Origin of the sequence: Pelagerythrobacter marensis (assembly GCF_036700095.1) — a bacterium.
Taxonomy (GTDB): domain Bacteria; phylum Pseudomonadota; class Alphaproteobacteria; order Sphingomonadales; family Sphingomonadaceae; genus Pelagerythrobacter; species Pelagerythrobacter marensis_A.
Genome location: NZ_CP144918.1, coordinates 2,395,758 through 2,411,471, shown reverse-complemented (window position 1 = coordinate 2,411,471; position 15,714 = coordinate 2,395,758). Strand labels below are relative to the sequence as shown.

18 protein-coding genes and 1 tRNA gene are annotated in these 15,714 nt (G+C 65.5%); 5 read left to right on the top strand and 14 right to left on the bottom strand.

Annotated elements, in window-relative coordinates:
* Positions 1 to 132 precede the first annotated feature (132 nt).
* Together V5F89_RS11430 and V5F89_RS11425 are read right to left on the bottom strand one after the other, a co-directional pair.
* Positions 133 to 315 carry a CsbD family protein gene (locus V5F89_RS11430; RefSeq protein WP_338445759.1) on the bottom strand — a complete coding sequence of 61 codons (183 nt, stop codon included), beginning with the start codon at positions 313 to 315 and terminating at the stop codon, positions 133 to 135.
* An 82-nt stretch (positions 316 to 397) separates the two neighbouring features.
* Positions 398 to 790 (bottom strand): EVE domain-containing protein, encoded by a 393-nt coding sequence (locus V5F89_RS11425; protein WP_338447571.1) that lies wholly within the window; start codon positions 788 to 790, stop codon positions 398 to 400.
* A gap of 199 nt (positions 791 to 989) precedes the next feature.
* On the opposite strand from V5F89_RS11425, the gene V5F89_RS11420 reads away from it, so the two are divergent.
* Genes V5F89_RS11420 through V5F89_RS11400 form a run of 5 tightly spaced genes read left to right on the top strand, consistent with a single transcriptional unit; the run spans position 990 to position 6,240 of the window.
* Complete coding sequence (locus tag V5F89_RS11420) at positions 990 to 2,645, top strand: putative bifunctional diguanylate cyclase/phosphodiesterase (RefSeq protein WP_338445758.1); 1,656 nt, start codon at positions 990 to 992, stop codon at positions 2,643 to 2,645.
* A 52-nt stretch (positions 2,646 to 2,697) separates the two neighbouring features.
* Positions 2,698 to 3,507, top strand: coding sequence for a diaminopimelate epimerase (gene dapF, locus V5F89_RS11415; protein ID WP_338445757.1), 810 nt, complete (start codon positions 2,698 to 2,700; stop codon positions 3,505 to 3,507).
* Positions 3,504 to 4,682, top strand: a complete 1,179-nt coding sequence (locus tag V5F89_RS11410; protein WP_338445756.1) for a MiaB/RimO family radical SAM methylthiotransferase — start codon at positions 3,504 to 3,506, stop codon at positions 4,680 to 4,682. The genes dapF and V5F89_RS11410 overlap by 4 nt, the downstream gene beginning before the upstream one ends.
* Entirely contained in the window at positions 4,679 to 5,602 is a 924-nt protein-coding gene (gene ftsY, locus V5F89_RS11405) for a signal recognition particle-docking protein FtsY (protein ID WP_338445755.1), read from the top strand. The genes V5F89_RS11410 and ftsY overlap by 4 nt, the downstream gene beginning before the upstream one ends.
* Entirely contained in the window at positions 5,602 to 6,240 is a 639-nt protein-coding gene (locus V5F89_RS11400) for an inner membrane-spanning protein YciB (RefSeq protein WP_338445754.1), read from the top strand. Before ftsY ends, V5F89_RS11400 begins: the two co-directional genes overlap by 1 nt.
* A 30-nt stretch (positions 6,241 to 6,270) precedes the next feature.
* Here the strand turns inward: V5F89_RS11400 and V5F89_RS11395 are convergent, their stop codons facing one another.
* From V5F89_RS11395 to fabZ, 12 genes are all read right to left on the bottom strand, one after another.
* Positions 6,271 to 8,208: a potassium transporter Kup gene (locus tag V5F89_RS11395; protein ID WP_338445753.1), complete on the bottom strand. Its 1,938-nt coding sequence runs from the start codon at positions 8,206 to 8,208 to the stop codon at positions 6,271 to 6,273.
* Positions 8,209 to 8,318: 110 nt separating this feature from the next.
* Positions 8,319 to 8,951: a cytochrome C biosynthesis protein gene (locus tag V5F89_RS11390; protein ID WP_338445752.1), complete on the bottom strand. Its 633-nt coding sequence runs from the start codon at positions 8,949 to 8,951 to the stop codon at positions 8,319 to 8,321.
* Positions 8,948 to 9,355: a cytochrome c-type biogenesis protein gene (locus V5F89_RS11385; RefSeq protein WP_338445751.1), complete on the bottom strand. Its 408-nt coding sequence runs from the start codon at positions 9,353 to 9,355 to the stop codon at positions 8,948 to 8,950. The genes V5F89_RS11390 and V5F89_RS11385 overlap by 4 nt, the downstream gene beginning before the upstream one ends.
* Positions 9,352 to 9,876 (bottom strand): DsbE family thiol:disulfide interchange protein, encoded by a 525-nt coding sequence (locus V5F89_RS11380; protein ID WP_338445750.1) that lies wholly within the window; start codon positions 9,874 to 9,876, stop codon positions 9,352 to 9,354. The genes V5F89_RS11385 and V5F89_RS11380 overlap by 4 nt, the downstream gene beginning before the upstream one ends.
* Entirely contained in the window at positions 9,876 to 11,834 is a 1,959-nt protein-coding gene (locus V5F89_RS11375) for a heme lyase CcmF/NrfE family subunit (protein WP_338445749.1), read from the bottom strand. Before V5F89_RS11375 ends, V5F89_RS11380 begins: the two co-directional genes overlap by 1 nt.
* Positions 11,831 to 12,307, bottom strand: a complete 477-nt coding sequence (gene ccmE / locus V5F89_RS11370; RefSeq protein WP_425334354.1) for a cytochrome c maturation protein CcmE — start codon at positions 12,305 to 12,307, stop codon at positions 11,831 to 11,833. The genes V5F89_RS11375 and ccmE overlap by 4 nt, the downstream gene beginning before the upstream one ends.
* Positions 12,304 to 12,444 carry a hypothetical protein gene (locus V5F89_RS11365; protein ID WP_338445748.1) on the bottom strand — a complete coding sequence of 47 codons (141 nt, stop codon included), beginning with the start codon at positions 12,442 to 12,444 and terminating at the stop codon, positions 12,304 to 12,306. The genes ccmE and V5F89_RS11365 overlap by 4 nt, the downstream gene beginning before the upstream one ends.
* Positions 12,444 to 13,166 carry a heme ABC transporter permease CcmC gene (ccmC, locus tag V5F89_RS11360; protein WP_338445747.1) on the bottom strand — a complete coding sequence of 241 codons (723 nt, stop codon included), beginning with the start codon at positions 13,164 to 13,166 and terminating at the stop codon, positions 12,444 to 12,446. Before ccmC ends, V5F89_RS11365 begins: the two co-directional genes overlap by 1 nt.
* A 124-nt stretch (positions 13,167 to 13,290) precedes the next feature.
* Positions 13,291 to 14,358, bottom strand: a complete 1,068-nt coding sequence (locus tag V5F89_RS11355) for a Leu/Phe/Val dehydrogenase (RefSeq protein ID WP_338445746.1) — start codon at positions 14,356 to 14,358, stop codon at positions 13,291 to 13,293.
* Between the two features lie 48 nt (positions 14,359 to 14,406).
* A tRNA-His gene (locus tag V5F89_RS11350) sits at positions 14,407 to 14,483 on the bottom strand.
* Positions 14,484 to 14,842: 359 nt separating this feature from the next.
* Positions 14,843 to 15,070: a 50S ribosomal protein L31 gene (gene rpmE / locus V5F89_RS11345; protein ID WP_047805932.1), complete on the bottom strand. Its 228-nt coding sequence runs from the start codon at positions 15,068 to 15,070 to the stop codon at positions 14,843 to 14,845.
* A gap of 133 nt (positions 15,071 to 15,203) precedes the next feature.
* On the bottom strand, positions 15,204 to 15,674 hold the full coding sequence (gene fabZ, locus V5F89_RS11340; RefSeq protein WP_338445745.1) for a 3-hydroxyacyl-ACP dehydratase FabZ: 471 nt from the start codon (positions 15,672 to 15,674) through the stop codon (positions 15,204 to 15,206).
* Positions 15,675 to 15,714 lie beyond the last annotated feature (40 nt).

Genomic DNA, 15,714 nt, shown 5'->3' with positions numbered 1-15,714 from the left:
CCATTATGCTCCCGCGCTTTGCAAAGCGTCGCATTGCGAGACACTTGCGACAGCGAGACCGGTGCTCGCGCGATACCATGCGAAAGGGCCGCCCGGCGGGCGGCCCCATGAGTGTGCGGGGGAATGAACCCTTCAGACCTTGTCGCCCAGCGCGCCTTTCACCTTCCCGGACAGGTTCTGCGCCTCGCCCTTGCGTTCCTGAGCCTTGCCCTCGGCGTCCAGACGCGGATTGCCGGTCGCTTCCGCAGCTGCCTGTTTCGCATTTCCGGCAATCTCGTTGCCCATTCCCTTGGCCTTGTCTTTCATCTCGCCCATGATCGGTCTCCTGCTTCTCCAGCGGCGCAATTGCGCGCCGCAATGCCCAACCAACCACCGACACAGCGGGCGGTTCCGTGGCTTAAGCGCCTGCCATTGAAAGAATTTTCTTCCATTCATCCGGGCGCACTTCCGACACGGACAGTCGCGATTGACGGACCAGCTCCATTTCGGAAAGCGTTGGTTCGGCCTTGATTTCCTTCAACGTCACCGCCCGCGGCAGTTTTTCGCGCGGCACGACTTTCACAGCCGCCCACTTGCCTTCGGGATCGGTGGGATCGGCTATTCCCGCTTCGCTGATCTCGACGATACCGACGATCTCGAGCCCGATATTGGAATGATAGAAGAACGCCAGGTCCCCCACTTTCATCGCCGCAAGGTTGTTCTTGGCGCGGTGGTTGCGAACGCCGTCCCAGGTCCCTTCCTTCTCGGCCACCAGGTCGTCCCAGCCATAGACGTCGGGTTCGGATTTCATCAGCCAGTATCGCGGCACGCCGGCGCTCCTGCAGTTGTGTTCGTTCAATCGGGCTCCCGCGATAGCGAACCTCGCATTGCCGCGCCAGCGCCACGCCCCGTCACGGTCCGAAGGGTTGGTTAACCTATCTTTTAACCCGTGGGCGCATAAGCGCTGCGAACAACAACGAGGGGCGGGGCGGCGTCGGGCCGCCGGAGATATGGCAGCGGACAGCACAAGCCGGGAGACGGGCCAGAGGGCCGAGCGCGATCTCGTCGCGATCGGCATCGCCGTGGCCGCCATCCTCATGTTCGTGGGGACCGGAGGGGCGGTTCTCCCGAAAGTCATCGGCTCCTGGACAGGGGTGGGCGAAGCGCCCGACGTCCTTCTCGTCAACGCATTGCTGCTGAACATCGCGCTGATCATCTTCGGCTGGCGCCGGTACAGCGAGCTGGTGGAAGAGATCAGCCATCGCAAGGCGGCAGAGGAAAAGGCGCGCATGCTGGCCGAAACCGATCCATTGACCGGCTGCCTCAATCGCCGCAGCCTGCCCCCGGCCACCGACGACCTGATCGCGCTCCATGCCCCGGCCGGGAACGGGGTCGCCTTCGCCATGGTCGATCTCGACAATTTCAAGCGCGTCAACGACATCAACGGCCACGTCGCGGGCGACGAGGTTTTGCGCGAAACGGCCCGGCGGATCGTCGCGCTGATGCCGCGCGATACGCTGGTGGCCCGGCTCGGGGGGGACGAATTCGCCTGCGTTCTGTCCTACGACGCCACACAACCTGAGAAGCTCGACCGCCTCGTGCAGCGCATGATCGACACGATTGCCCAACCGATCGCCATTGCAGATCGCGAAGTCGAAGCGACCGTCTCGGTCGGCATAGCGGCCACGCTGCCGGCGGATACCGCGCGCGACACACCGCTCGACGCGCAGGAGCTGATGCATCGCGCCGATATCGCAATGTATCACGCCAAGAAGTGCGGAAAGAACGGATATTACTGGTTCGAATCGCAGATGGAAGACGAGTTGCAGTTTCGCAACTCGCTCGAAACCGGCATTCGCGAAGGCCTCGCGGCCGGTGAATTCCTGCCGTACTACGAGCAGCAGATCGACCTGGAAAGCGGCGAACTGACCGGCTTCGAAATGCTCGCGCGCTGGCACTCGCCGCGACTGGGCCTGGTTTCGCCGGAGGTGTTCATTCCCGTTGCCGAAAGCATCGGCGTGATCGCCGAATTGTCGGAACAATTGATTGAGCGAGCCCTGGAAGATGCCAGAGACTGGGATCCGAGCCTGACGCTATCGGTCAATATCTCGCCGTTGCAATTCAACGATCCGTGGTTCCCGCAACGTCTCCTGAAACTGCTGGTGAAGGCGAATTTCCCACCGCAGCGGTTCGAGATCGAGATCACCGAAAGCTGCCTGCACGAGAACGTCCCCCTCGTGCGTTCGATGATCGTGAGTCTCAGAAACCAGGGTATCAAGGTCAATCTCGACGATTTCGGCACCGGCTATTCCAGTTTCGCGCAACTGCGCTCTCTTCCGTTCGATCGGATCAAGATCGATCGCAGCTTCGTGGGCGAGATCGGGCGCGAGGGCGGTACCGCGCAGATCGTCAACGCCATCATTTCGCTGGGCCAGGGGCTCGGCATGCCGATCACCGCCGAGGGGATCGAGGATGACGCGATCCTCGCCAATCTGCGCGCGCTCGGGCAGCTCAAGGGGCAGGGTTACATCTATGGACGCCCCGAAACGATCGAGGAAGTGCGTGAACGGCTGAAAGGGCTCGGTCGCCTGGCGGCACCGGCCGGCCCGAGGCACGGCGCGAACGCGCCCGAACTGGCAGAACAGGCGCCGCGCAAGAAAGCCTGACCGGACCATGGCACTGGACGCGCCCCCGCACGACGCATAGATGCGCCGGGCAATGCGGGTATCGTTCATCAAGATGCATGGCCTGGGCAACGACTTCGTCGTGCTCGACGCGCGGGAAGAGGCGATCCCGGCGATGACGCCCGCTATCGCCGCCCGTATTGCCGACCGGCGAACGGGAATCGGCTGCGACCAGCTGATCGTTCTGGAAGCTGCCGACAATGCGGATTTCCGTATGCGCATTGTCAACGCCGACGGCGGCGAGGTCGAAGCCTGCGGCAATGCCACCCGGGCGGTGGTCATGCTTCACGGCGCCCCGGCGACGATCGAAACCGCGGCCGGACTGCTGCACGCCAGGCCCGGCGAATACGGTGTCACCGTGGACATGGGCGTGCCGCGGTTCGGGTGGGACGATATTCCGCTCTCCTACGCGATGGACACCCTTTCCATGCCGGTCGGCTGGGATGGTCTGGAGAACCCCGCAGCGGTAAACGTCGGCAATCCCCACGCGATCTTCTTCGTCCCCGATTGCGATGCCGTTCCGCTCGAGGATCTCGGGCCGACAATCGAACACGACCCGCTGTTCCCCCGCCGCGTCAACGTCAACGTCGCCACGATCGAGACGCCCACGCGCATCAGACTGCGTGTGTGGGAACGCGGCGCGGGCCTCACGCGGGCCTGCGGCACGGGCGCCTGTGCCACGGCGGTCGCCGCCATGCGGCGCGGACTGGTCGAACGCGAGGTCGAGGTGGTCCTGCCGGGCGGGCCGTTGCAGATCGCCTGGGGCGAGGACGAGCGGATCGCCATGACCGGCCCAGCAACCGAAGCCTATCGCGGCACTTTCGAATGGAGCCATTTCGCATGACGGCCGGGACCGAGGTGATCTCGCTCGGGTGCCGGCTCAACATCGCCGAGAGCGAGCGCATTCGCGCAATGCTTTCCGGCGAGCGCGAGGTGGTCGTGGTGAACAGCTGCGCCGTAACGGCCGAGGCGGTGCGCACGACCCGTCAGGCCATTCGCCGCGCGCGCCGCGAACGGCCCGATGCGCGGCTGCTGGTTACCGGTTGCGCGGCCGAGGTCGAGCGCGAGCAGCTTGCCGCTATGCCCGAGATCGACGGCTTTATCGCGAACGAGCGCAAACTCGATCCGCGGGCATGGAATGCTCCCGAACGCACCACGCCGCCGCCGCCACGACGCACCCGGGCTTTCGTCGCGGTCCAGAACGGGTGCGATCACGCCTGCACGTTCTGCATCATCCCCCAAGGCCGCGGCCCGAGCCGCTCGCTCACCATCGCGCAAGTTCTGCACGAGGTGGAGCGTCACCTCGACCAAGGCGCGCCCGAGGTGGTGCTGACCGGAGTCGACGTCACCTCGTGGGGACACGACCTGCCCGGCAAGCCGCCGCTGGGCCGGCTGGTTTCCACGATCCTCGAGACCTTTCCCGAACTTCAGCGCCTGCGCATGTCTTCGCTCGACGGGATCGAAGTGGATCCGGTTCTGTTCGAGCTTTTCGCCAGCGAACCGCGCGTGATGCCGCACCTGCATCTTTCGCTGCAACACGGCAACGACCTGATCCTCAAACGGATGAAGCGGCGGCACCTGCGCGGAGACGCAGTGGCGCTGGTCCGACGCCTCAAGCAGGCAAGGCCGGAGATCGCCATCGGAGCAGACCTGATTGCCGGCTTTCCGACGGAAAGCGATGCCGCGCATGAGGACAATCTGTCGATCGTGCGAGAACTCGGGATCGTCCACGGTCACGTTTTTCCTTATTCGCCGCGCCCGGGCACGCCCGCTGCACGGATGCCGCAAGTGGATCGGCAGGTGGTGAAACAGCGCGCGGCCGAATTGCGCGAGCAAGTCACGCGCGTGCGGGACGCGTGGCTTGATACCCTGGTCGGACGCGAGCAGACGGTGCTCGCGGAAAGCGACGGCACCGGTTATTCCGACACTTTCGCCCGCCACGCCCTTCCCGCCGGCGTTGCCGCAGGCGCCATCGTCACCCTCACTCCCCAGCGACACGAGAAAGGCCTGCTCCTATGAGCGAGACGAGCTGGAGCGAACGTCTCTTTGCCGGGTTCCGCAAGACATCGGACCGCCTTTCCACCAATCTCACCGGCGTGATCGGCACGGCGAAGCTCGACGATGCTACGCTCGACGATGTCGAGGACGCGCTGATCCTGTCCGACCTGGGACCCTCTGCAGCGGCACGGATACGCGCCCGGCTGTCGGAGAAACGCTTCGGCCTGGAAATCTCGGAGCGCGAGCTGAAGGAGGCGGTGGCCGAGGAAATCGCCGCGATCCTGCGCCCGGTCGCAAAACCGCTGGAGATCGTCGCTTTCCCGCGCCCGCAGGTGATCCTGGTGATCGGCGTCAACGGCAGCGGCAAGACCACCACCATCGCCAAGCTGGCGCACTGGTTTCAGGAAGAAGACTACGACGTCATGCTCGCGGCGGGCGACACGTTCCGCGCCGCCGCCATCGGCCAACTGGCCACATGGGCGGAAAGGATCGATGCTCCGATCGTTCGCGGCCCCGAAGGCGGCGACCCGGCATCGGTAGTTTTCGACGGGGTTAAGGCCGCGACGGACCGCGGGACAGATGCGCTGATCGTCGACACCGCCGGCCGGCTTCAGAACAAGCGCGAGCTGATGGACGAGCTGGCCAAGATCCGCCGCGTGCTCGGCCGTCTCAATCCGGAGGCGCCGCATGACGTCGTCCTGGTTCTCGACGCGACCAATGGGCAGAACGCGCTCAGCCAGATCGACGTTTTCCGGGAAGTGGCCGGGGTGACCGGTCTGATCATGACCAAGCTCGACGGGACGGCACGCGGCGGTGTGCTCGTTGCCGCAGCGGAGCAATACGGCCTGCCGATCCACGCGATCGGCGTGGGAGAGAAGATTTCCGACCTCCGGCCGTTCGATCCCGACCTGGTCGCGCGCGTTATCGCAGGAGTGGCCTGATGGAAGAAACGAAGCAAAAATCGGGCTGGCTCAACATCCTCGTCGATTATGGGCCGCTGCTGGTCTTCCTGGGCGTTTACAAGTTCTACGCGCCCGCAGAATCGAGTGCGCTGGGCGAGATTGCCGCTGTTATCCGGGGCACGGTCGCCTTCATGCTTGCCGCCGTTCTCGCTCTCGGATTCTCGAAGTGGAAATTCGGCCGCGTCTCGCCGATGTTGTGGCTTTCGACCGCGCTGATTGTCGGCTTCGGTGCGCTGACCATCTGGCTGCGCGATGAAAGCTTCATCCAGATCAAGCCGACGGTGATCTATGTCCTGTTCGGCAGTGCGCTGATCGTCGGGTGGCTGCGCGGCAAGGCCCTGCTGGAAATCCTGCTCGGCGCCGCGTTCGAAGGGCTGGACGCGCAGGGCTGGCTCAAACTGTCGCGCAACTGGGCGTTCTTCTTCTTCGCCCTCGCCGGCCTGAACGAGGTCCTTCGCGCCACGCTGTCGTTCGAATCCTGGCTCTGGGCCAAGCTGTGGGTCTTCCTCCCGCTCAGCTTCCTTTTCACTTTCACCCAGATCCCGATGCTCCTGCGGCACGGGCTCGCCGCCGAAGGGGTGAAGGAAGAGGAGCAGACGCCGCCGCCGACGGCCTGACCGCCTGACCGCCGGTCGCGGACCGACGCCTCAGATTTCGACCTGGCTGCCCAGTTCGACCACGCGATTGGTCGGCAGACGGAAAAACTCCATCGCCGTCGCCGCGTTGCGCAACATCCACGAGAAGATCTTCTCGCGCCAGATCATCATGCTCGGATTGCGCGAAGGCAACAGCGTCTGGCGGCTGAGGAAAAAGCTGGTGTTCATCATGTCGAACGCCCCGCCACAGCTCTTCACCTGCTTGAGCGCGGCAGGCACGTCGGTTTCTTCCATGAAGCCGTAGTGCAGCACCATGCGGTAGAAGCCGTCGCCCAGATCGTGGAACTCGCTGCGGTATTCGGGATCGACGTAGGGCTCTTCCGCGATCTCGACCGTCAGGATCACGACCCGCTCGTGCAGCACCTTGTTGTGCTTGATATTGTGCAGCAGCGCGGAAGGGACGCCGGCCGTGCTCGATGCCATGAAGATGGCCGTGCCCGGCACGCGGATGGCGCTGTTCTTGGCCGACTTGGCGAAGATCTCGATCGGCAATGCGACTTCGCTCATCCGCTCGCGCATCAGCTTGCGCCCGCGCGACCATGTGGTGAGGAAGGTGAAGGCGATCGCGCCGACCAGCAGCGGGAACCACCCGCCGTCGGGCACTTTGGTCAGATTGGCGCCGAAGAAGGCGCCGTCGAACACGAAGAACAGCGCGGCAGCCGGTATCACGATCCACATCTTCCAGCGCCAGACCGCGATGAACAGGACCGCCATCAGGCAGGTATCGATCAGCATCGCGCCGGTCACCGCGATGCCATAGGCGCTCGCCAGGTTCGACGAATTGCGGAACGTCAGCACCAGCAGGATGACGGCGATCATCAGAACCCAGTTGACGAACGGAATATAGATCTGCCCGTGCTCGGTCTCGCTCGTATGCAGGATCGACAGGCGCGGGACGTAACCGAGCTGGATCGCCTGGTGGGTGACCGAGAATGCCCCGGTGATGACCGCCTGGCTGGCGATGAAGGTCGCGCATGTCGCCAGGAGCACGAGCGGCAAGCGATAGGCGTCGGGCGCCATCAGGAAGAACGGGTTGCGGATCGCATCGGCCGCCGCGGCCGCTTCCAGCCCCATGATCATCGCCGCCTGGCCAAAATAGTTGAGCAGGAGGCAGGGCATGACGAACCCGAACCACCCGATCCGCAGCGCGCCGCGGCCGAAATGGCCCATGTCGGCATAGAGCGCTTCCGCCCCCGTTACCGCCAGCACGACCGAGCCGAGGGCCAGGAAGGCCAGGAGCTTGTCGGTCATGAAGAACTGGACGGCGTACCAGGGATTGAGCGCCGCGAGCACCCCGGGGTTCTGGACGATCTGGATCAGGCCCAGGATCGCGAGCACGCTGAAATAGATCAGCATGACCGGCGCGAAGAGCCGCCCGACCTTGGCCGTGCCCCGCCGTTGCAACAGGAACAACCCAATGAGCAGGACCAACGCGATCGGCACGACGAAAGGTTCGAAGCTGTCTTCCACCGTCGTCAGCCCTTCCACCGCGGAAAGGACCGAGATGGCGGGCGTAATCATGCTGTCGCCGTAGAACAGCGCGGTCGCGAACACCCCCAGCATGACCGCGGCCCAGCCATAGCCGGTCCGGCCCACGCGGCCCGAAATCAGCGCGACCAGGGCTAGGGTGCCGCCCTGCCCCTTGTTGTCGGCCCGCATCATGATCGTGACGTACTGGATCGAGACGACGATCGTCATCGACCAGAAAATCAGGCTGAGAACACCGAGAAGGTGGAGCGTGTCGAGCGCGAGCGGGTGCGGCCCGACGAAAGTTTCACGGAAGGCGTAGATCGGGCTGGTGCCGATATCGCCGAAGACCACGCCGATCGCGCCCACGGCCAGCGCGGCCTTGGACGAGGGGGCGCCGTGGGCGCCCGCCTGCCTGCCGCCCGAAGGCACAGGTTCCTGTGAAACGGAAGTCTCGCTCATATAAACGGCGTTCCCGATTCTGCCCGGAGCTGCCTTCGATGCGCCTTTGCAAAGGCGGCGGCGCTTAGCACCGTCCCTTCGCGCCTGCAACATGGACGGCGCATGGGCGGTCAGTTCCTGCCCAGAGCCGCAATGAGAGCGTCGAGCCGGTCGAGCCGCTGCTGCATTTCCGGCAGCCATTCCGCGCCTTCCGGCGCGTTCGCGATCGCATCGGCCCAGAGCGCCCGCGTCTCGTCGATCTGCCCGGTCCGCAACAGCGCAAGCCCCTGAAAATAAGGGGCCGCGGGATGTCCGGGCGCGACTTGCGCAGCCCGGTCGTAAGCATATGTGGCGGCCGGCGTCAGATTGCCTTCGGCATGTTCCACAAGAGCATTGCCCAGCGCCACCCAGGCTTCCGCATTGCCGGCATCCTTGCGCACTTCGCCGCGCAGAATCTGGGCCGCATCGGCATACTGGCCCCGCCGGGCGAAGCCGTCGGCGACGATCACGAACTTGCTCGGCGGCAGGAACGAGTCGAACAGTGTGCGCCTCGCCTCGATCATGGCGGCATTCGTCTCGTTCGCCTCGGGCGCGGCAACTCTCGGGGCGGACGGCAGACCGGGCTGCGCCTGAAAAGCATAGCCTGCCAGTCCGAACCCCAGGGCGGAGGCGAACGCCGTCCATGCGCCGCGCGGCAGGCGGAGCGCAAAGGCGGCGAAGAGGAACAGCGCCGCTGCCAGCGCGATGGCGGGCAGCCAGCTCATGGCGAGCCCCGCAGGCGTCGCCACAGGATCGCCGCGGCGACCAAGGCCAGAAATACCGGAATCGCAAACAGCGGCCAGGTGGTTTCGCTCATCGCCGGAGCGTAGCTGACATAGTCGCCGTAACGCGCCACGAGCCAGGCCCGGATCGCTTCCGGTTCCTCCCCCGCGGCAATGCGTGTGCGCACCTGATGCCGCATGTCGCCCGCCATCGGGGCGTCGCTGTCGGCGATCGACTGGCTCTGGCACTTCAGGCAGCGCAGCGTTTCCATCAGGGCCTGTGCTCGCGCCTCCTGCTCCGGGTCGGCGAGTTGGCGATAGGCATAGGGCGCCGGGGGCACATCATCCTGCGCCGCAACCGGCGAAACGAGCGATCCCAGGGCAAGCAGGGCGCAGAACCGCTTCATTCCCCGGCCTTTCGCAATTCCGCCAGCAGACGGGGAACGTGCTCGGCCCGAATATCGCCGATGTGCTGATAGGCAATCCGCCCTTCCCCGTCGATCACGAACGTTTCCGGCACGCCCGACGATCCGATCACCAGTTGCACTTCGGACAGATCGTCGGCCCCGATACGCGTATAGGGATTGCCATAGCGCGAGAGGAACGCTGCAACATCCTCCGGCCGGTCGCGGATCGCAACGCCAACGATTTCGGCCCCTTCGTCGCGCAGACGCTCCAACTGCGGAGCTTCGGCAATGCACGGGACGCACCAGCTGGCCCAGATGTTGAGCAGGCGCGGCTTCCCGTCGCGCAAATCCTCGCTGGAAAGACCGGGCATTCCCTCCAGCGCCGGCCGCAAGTCGAACGCGGGCAAAGGTTCGCCGATCATCGCGCTGGGCACGAATTCGTCCTTGGGCTGCGTCAGCTGATAGGCAGCGACACCCAGGAACAAGGCGAACAGCAGGAGAGGTATCCACCACCAACGCATTATGCCGTCCCTTCCGCACGACGCTCGGCCGCGCGTCTGCGAACGGTCCGCCGCCTGAGATCGGCACCGACCCGCCCGACCAGCGCGATCGCCCCGCCCAGCGCCACCAGAACGCCGCCATACCAGATGAAGGTCACGAAGGGTTTCCACCACAGGCGCAGTTGCCATCGCGCCTCTGCCCCCTCCTCCCGGGCTTCGCTGCCGACGACGGCATAGAGCTGGCCGTTCCACCGGGTTGCGAGCGCGCTCTCGGTCGTTTGCTGAACCGGGGCCCAGAAACTGCGCGATTGCGGGTCCAACTCGACCGGAGCGCCGCCGGCATAGCTGGCGGCAAGGTGGCCTTCGATCGCCGTCCAGTTGGGCCCGGCGTTCGGCAGAACTTCGGTCAGCGTCACTTGCCACGGACCGACCCGGACCGTTTCACCGACCGTCACCGCAGCGAGCCGTTCCTGCGAGAAAGCCGTTTCGCTCGCCATGCCGAACACGGCAACGGCCAGTCCGAAGTGCGCCACGACCATGCCCCACACGGCCAAAGGCACCCGCCGCAGCCTCCTTCCGCGCAGCGGCAGGAGGCTGGCCACTGCCAGCCCAGCCGATAGCGCCAGGCCCAGCAGGGCGAGAATGCTCATCTCTCCTATCGCCAGCGCGGCGACCGTGGTAGCCAGAACAATCACGCCGCATAGGACGATCGGACGCTGAATGCGCCCGAGACTGTCGCGCCGCCATCGCAGCAAGGGCCCCACCGCCATGACCAGCAGCATGGGGACCGCGAAAAAGGCACCGGCCGGATTGAAATAGGGCGGCCCGACGGAGACGCGCACGTCGAACGCCTCGGTCAACAGGGGATAGAGCGTGCCCAGCAGGACAATTCCCAGAATCGCGGTGAGCATGACGTTGTTGAACACCAGCGCGCCTTCGCGGCTCGTCGCGGAAAAGCGCTCGCCCTCCGCTATCGAGGCGGCACGCAGCGCGAACAGCACCAGCGCCCCGCCGATGTAGAGAGCGAGCAGCACGAGGATGAACGTCCCCCGCTGGGGATCGACAGCGAATGCATGAACGCTGGTGAGAATGCCGGAGCGGACCAGGAACGTGCCCAGCATCGACATCGAGAACGCCACGACGCCCAGCATTATCGTCCAGGCACGCAAGGCGTCGCGGGCGGCGAGCACGCTCGCCGAATGGAGCAGCGCCGTCGCCGCCAGCCAGGGCATGAGCGAAGCGTTCTCGACCGGGTCCCAGAACCACCAGCCGCCCCAGCCCAGCTCGTAATAGGCCCAATACGATCCGGCAGTGATCCCCAGCGTCAGGAAGACCCAGGCGCCCAGCACCCAGGGCCGCATCACCCGCGCAAATTCGGGCGTGACCTGCCGCGTCAGCAGCGCGCCGACGGCGAAGCTGAACGCCACCGACAGCCCGACGTAGCCGAAGTACAGCGTCGGTGGATGGAGCGCGAGGCCGATATCCTGGAGCAGGGGATTGAGGCCCAGCCCTTCCGCCGCTGGCTGCACAAGGCGCTCGAACGGGTTGGAGCTGAAGATGAGAAAGGCATAGAAGCCCAGGCCGACAAAAGCCTGCGCGGCCAGCGTGGCCAGCATCGTCCGTTCGGGCAAGCGGCGCTCCACCAGCGCGATCAGCGCGCCGGACAGGGCCATTACAGCGACCCACAGCAGCATCGAGCCTTCGTGGTTGCCCCAGGCTCCGGTCAGCTTGTAAAGCAGCGGCTTGGCCGAATGCGAATTGGTGGCGACCAGTTTGACCGACAAGTCGGTGATGGCGAACAGCCACAGCAGCATGGCAAAGGCAAAGGCGCAGGCCAGCCCCTGAACGATGGCGGCCGGGCGCACGAGCACGGCCAGCCCGCCGGCGTGGCCTCGCTGGGCCATGGCGCCGGCATAGAGCTGCAAGGCAGCCAGCGCCGCCGCCAGCCACAGCGCGGCCAGGCCGAGTTCCGCGATCAAGCGCCCTGCTCCGTTTCGGCGACGACTTCGCGCTTCTGATGTTCGGTCATTTCCCGCAATTCGCGCGGGACGTAGTTCTCGTCGTGCTTGGCGAGGAGATTGTCGGCAACGAAAGTGCCATCGATATTCAACCGGCCTTCCGCCACGACGCCCGACCCCTCGACGAACAGATCGGGGAGAATCCCGGCAAAGCGCACCGGGACCCGCGCCTTTCCGTCGCCGACGACGAATGCCGTGGTCACACCGTCGGGCAACGTCCGGATCGAGCCTTCTTCGACCATCCCCCCCAGGCGCACCGCGCGCCCCGCTTCCGGCGGATCGGCCGCGATCTGCTCCGGCACGTAGAAATAGCTGGCCTGGCTGCGCAGCGCCCAGGCCGCAAGGAGCCCGGCGCACACGAGCGCGACGAGCGCGATCGCGACGAGCACGAGCCGCTGATGCTTGGCCTTCATCCGATCGGGAAATGCGGTCATTTGCGGCGCGCCTCGTCACGTCGGCGTTCCGCCCGGCGCATGTCCCGCCAGGCCCAGACCACCAGGGCCAGGGTCGCCACGATCCCGACCGCATAGGCCGCGATCACGAAGTCCCACTGGTCCAGCCCTTCGCGCATCACGCCGCCTCGCTCGCCTTGCGCCGCAGGCGCGCATCCGCCTGGATATCGCCCAGTAGCGCGCGCATCCGCGCAAGTACGACACCGCCGAATATCAGCGAAAATCCGGCCACGGCAATCAGGAGAGGGACGAGGAATTCGGCATCGATGGCGCTTTTGCCCACGGTGATGCTGGGCGGCTGATGCAGCGAATTCCACCAGACGACGGAGCGGTTGATGATCGGGATATTGATCGCACCGACCAGCCCGAAAATCGCCGGTATCCGGCTCGACCCGCCTTCCCGCGCAACGGCCTGCGCCAGCGCGATATATCCCAGGTATAGAAACAGCAGCACCAGCATCGACGTCAGGCGGCCGTCCCATACCCACCAGGTGCCCCAGGTCGGTCGCCCCCAGATCGAGCCTGTGGCGAGGCATACAGCCGTGAAAACCATGCCGGGTACGGCCGCCGCCCGCGCCGCGAGATCGGCCAGCGGATGGCGCCACACCAGGAATACGGCGCTTGCCAGCGCGATAGCGGCCCACCCGCCCATGCCCAGCCATGCCGCCGGGACGTGGAGGAAGAGAATCCGCACCGTTTCCCCCATCAAGCGGTCGGGTGGAACGGCAAAAAGGCCCCACGCCAAAGCTCCTGCAGACAGCAGGAGCCCGCTCGCAAGCAATAGTGGAGTCAGCCAGCGAGCGAGGGAGAGGAACCGTTTGGGGTTGGCAAAGCCATGCATCGATCAGGTCCGTTCGCCGGGCGCAATGGCAGGACACGAACCCGGGGGCAAGCGATTCACGCGCGATTCCCCATCGCTTCATAGGCGGGGCAGCGATCGATGCGAGGATCGAACCGGCCGGGTTCTATCCGCGCCCGATCAGTTCCTGTGCCATACGGTCGGCCACCACGTCGGGAGATTCGCCGCTCGCGTCGCTCTTGCGCCACACTTCCTCCAGACGGTCGGGAATCCGCCCGATACGCTTGCGAACTTCGTTGATATCGCTCGGCTCGCCGTTTCGACGCGCGAGGTACTCCAGCGTAACGCTGATAATGCCCCCGGCATTGATCACGTAGTCGGGCGCGTAAAGGATACCGCGCTCGGCCAGCATCCTGCCGTGATGCGCCCGCGCAAGCTGGTTGTTCGCACCGCCGGCCACGATGGGCGTGTCGAGACGCGCAATGCCCTCGTCGTCCAGGATCGCGCCCAGCGCATTCGGGCTGAACACGTCGCACGAAACGCTCATGACGGCATCGGGCGGAGCGGTCGCAGCGCCAAGTTCTTCGGCCAGCGCTGCGGCTCGGCTCTCGTCGATATCGGACAGCGTCAGGCGGGCCCCGTCTTTCGCCAGCAGCCGGGCGACCCCGCCGCCCACGCTGCCCGTGCCCTGAATCGCGACATGGACCCCTTCGGCGCTTTCCTTGCCCAGCTTGTACCGAACCGCCGCCTTGATCCCGTGATAGATGCCCATCGCGGTAAACGGCCCCGGGTCGCCGCCCGCGGCCCCCTCGCCCGATACCGGCAGGCCGGAAACGTATTCGGTGCGTTCGGACACCGCGACCATGTCGCTTTCGCCGATGCCCACGTCTTCCGCCGTGACGTAACGCCCGCCCAGCGCCTCGACCGCGTCGCCGAATGCGGCGAGCATCTGCGGGGTCTTGGCCTTGTCCTCGGGCGCCAGGATCACCGCCTTGCCGCCACCCATCGGCAGGCCGGCCATGGCGTTCTTGTAGCTCATCCCGCGGCTCAGGCGCAGGGCGTCGCGCATGGCTTCGCCCGGGTCGGCATAGTGCCAGAACCGCGTGCCCCCCGCCGCCGGCCCGAGGTGGGTGGAATGGAGCGCGATGATAGCGGTAAGTCCCGATCGGCGATCCCGCACGAGCTGCACGAGTTCGTGATCGTCGAAGTCCGCTTCGGTCCAGAAAGCCGTCATGTCCGTGAGAAAGCCCCGCTGTAAACGACGGCACAAAAACTGGGAAAATGGGGCGATCGACGGGGTTCGAACCCGCGACCTCCGGTACCACAAACCGGCGCTCTAACCAACTGAGCTACGATCGCCACATACCCGGCCCGACCTGGGCCTGCCGTATAAAGCGGGGCTGATACGCCCCTGCGCTTCGCGGTCAAGACGCGAACCGCCAAGGCGCGCGCCTGTTGCACAAGCACGCCCGTTTGCAAAGCGAAAACTGCGCAGCGACCTTGCAAGCGCAAGATTATTTCGCCTGCCGTTCGGCATCGACAGATGCCGCCCGGATCCTGCAATCCTGCGGACGAATCCGGCGAACGCACGCAATATCCGGGGGGCGTGCCGAGCCAGTGCCGTTACCGCCTGAGCTTGCACAAAGAAAAGGGCGGCCCGCCGGACCGCCCTCTATCGGCTGATTTGCGGCGCACCCGGCCCCGCGAACCCGAACGGCTCAGCCCTTCTTGAGCGACAGCCCGCCGAAACGCTTGTTGAACGCAGCGACGCGGCCGCCTTCCTGAATTTGCTGCTTGCCGCCGGTCCAGGCCGGATGGCTGGTCGGATCGATATCGAGCGTCAGCGTATCGCCCTCGCTGCCCCATGTGGAGCGAGTCTGGAATTCGGTACCATCGGTCATCTTGACCGTGATGGTGTGATAATCGGGATGTGCGTCGGCCTTCATGGCGGATAATCCTTGTGCATGTGACCGGTTCCGACCGGTCGGCAGTCTCGGGAAAGGCGCGCGCCTAGTCGGGTTCGCGCTGGAAAGCAACCCCGATCGCGCTGGTCGCGGCAAAGCGGCGACAGCGGTTGCGTCAGGTGGACGGCGGATCGGCGATCATCGCGGTGAACTCCGCTTCCGACGTGGTCTTGCCTTCCACGCTGGCGCGCCCTTTGAACTTGTAGACCCGGCTGCGCTTCTGGACAAATTCGACCTCCAGGTCGAGCAGGCAGCCCGGCGTCACCGGCGCGCGGAACTTGGCGCTCTCTATTCCCATGAAATAGACCAGCTTGCCGGTTCCGGCGAGTCCGAGCGTTTCGATCCCCAGGATCGCCGCGGCCTGCGCCATGGCCTCCACCTGCAGCACGCCGGGCATGATCGGCGCGCCGGGGAAATGCCCCTGAAAGAAATCCTCGTTGAAGGTCACCGCCTTCACCGCGTGAATGCGTTCGCCCGGTTCGAGCGAGCGGACGCGGTCGACCAGCAACAGCGGATAGCGGTGCGGCAGGGCGCCGAGCACTTTGTGGATATCGTAATCGGGTCGTGCACCCGTGTCTTCGCTCATCGCCCTGCCTTCTTCTCGCTCGTCGCCGGTCGATCGACCG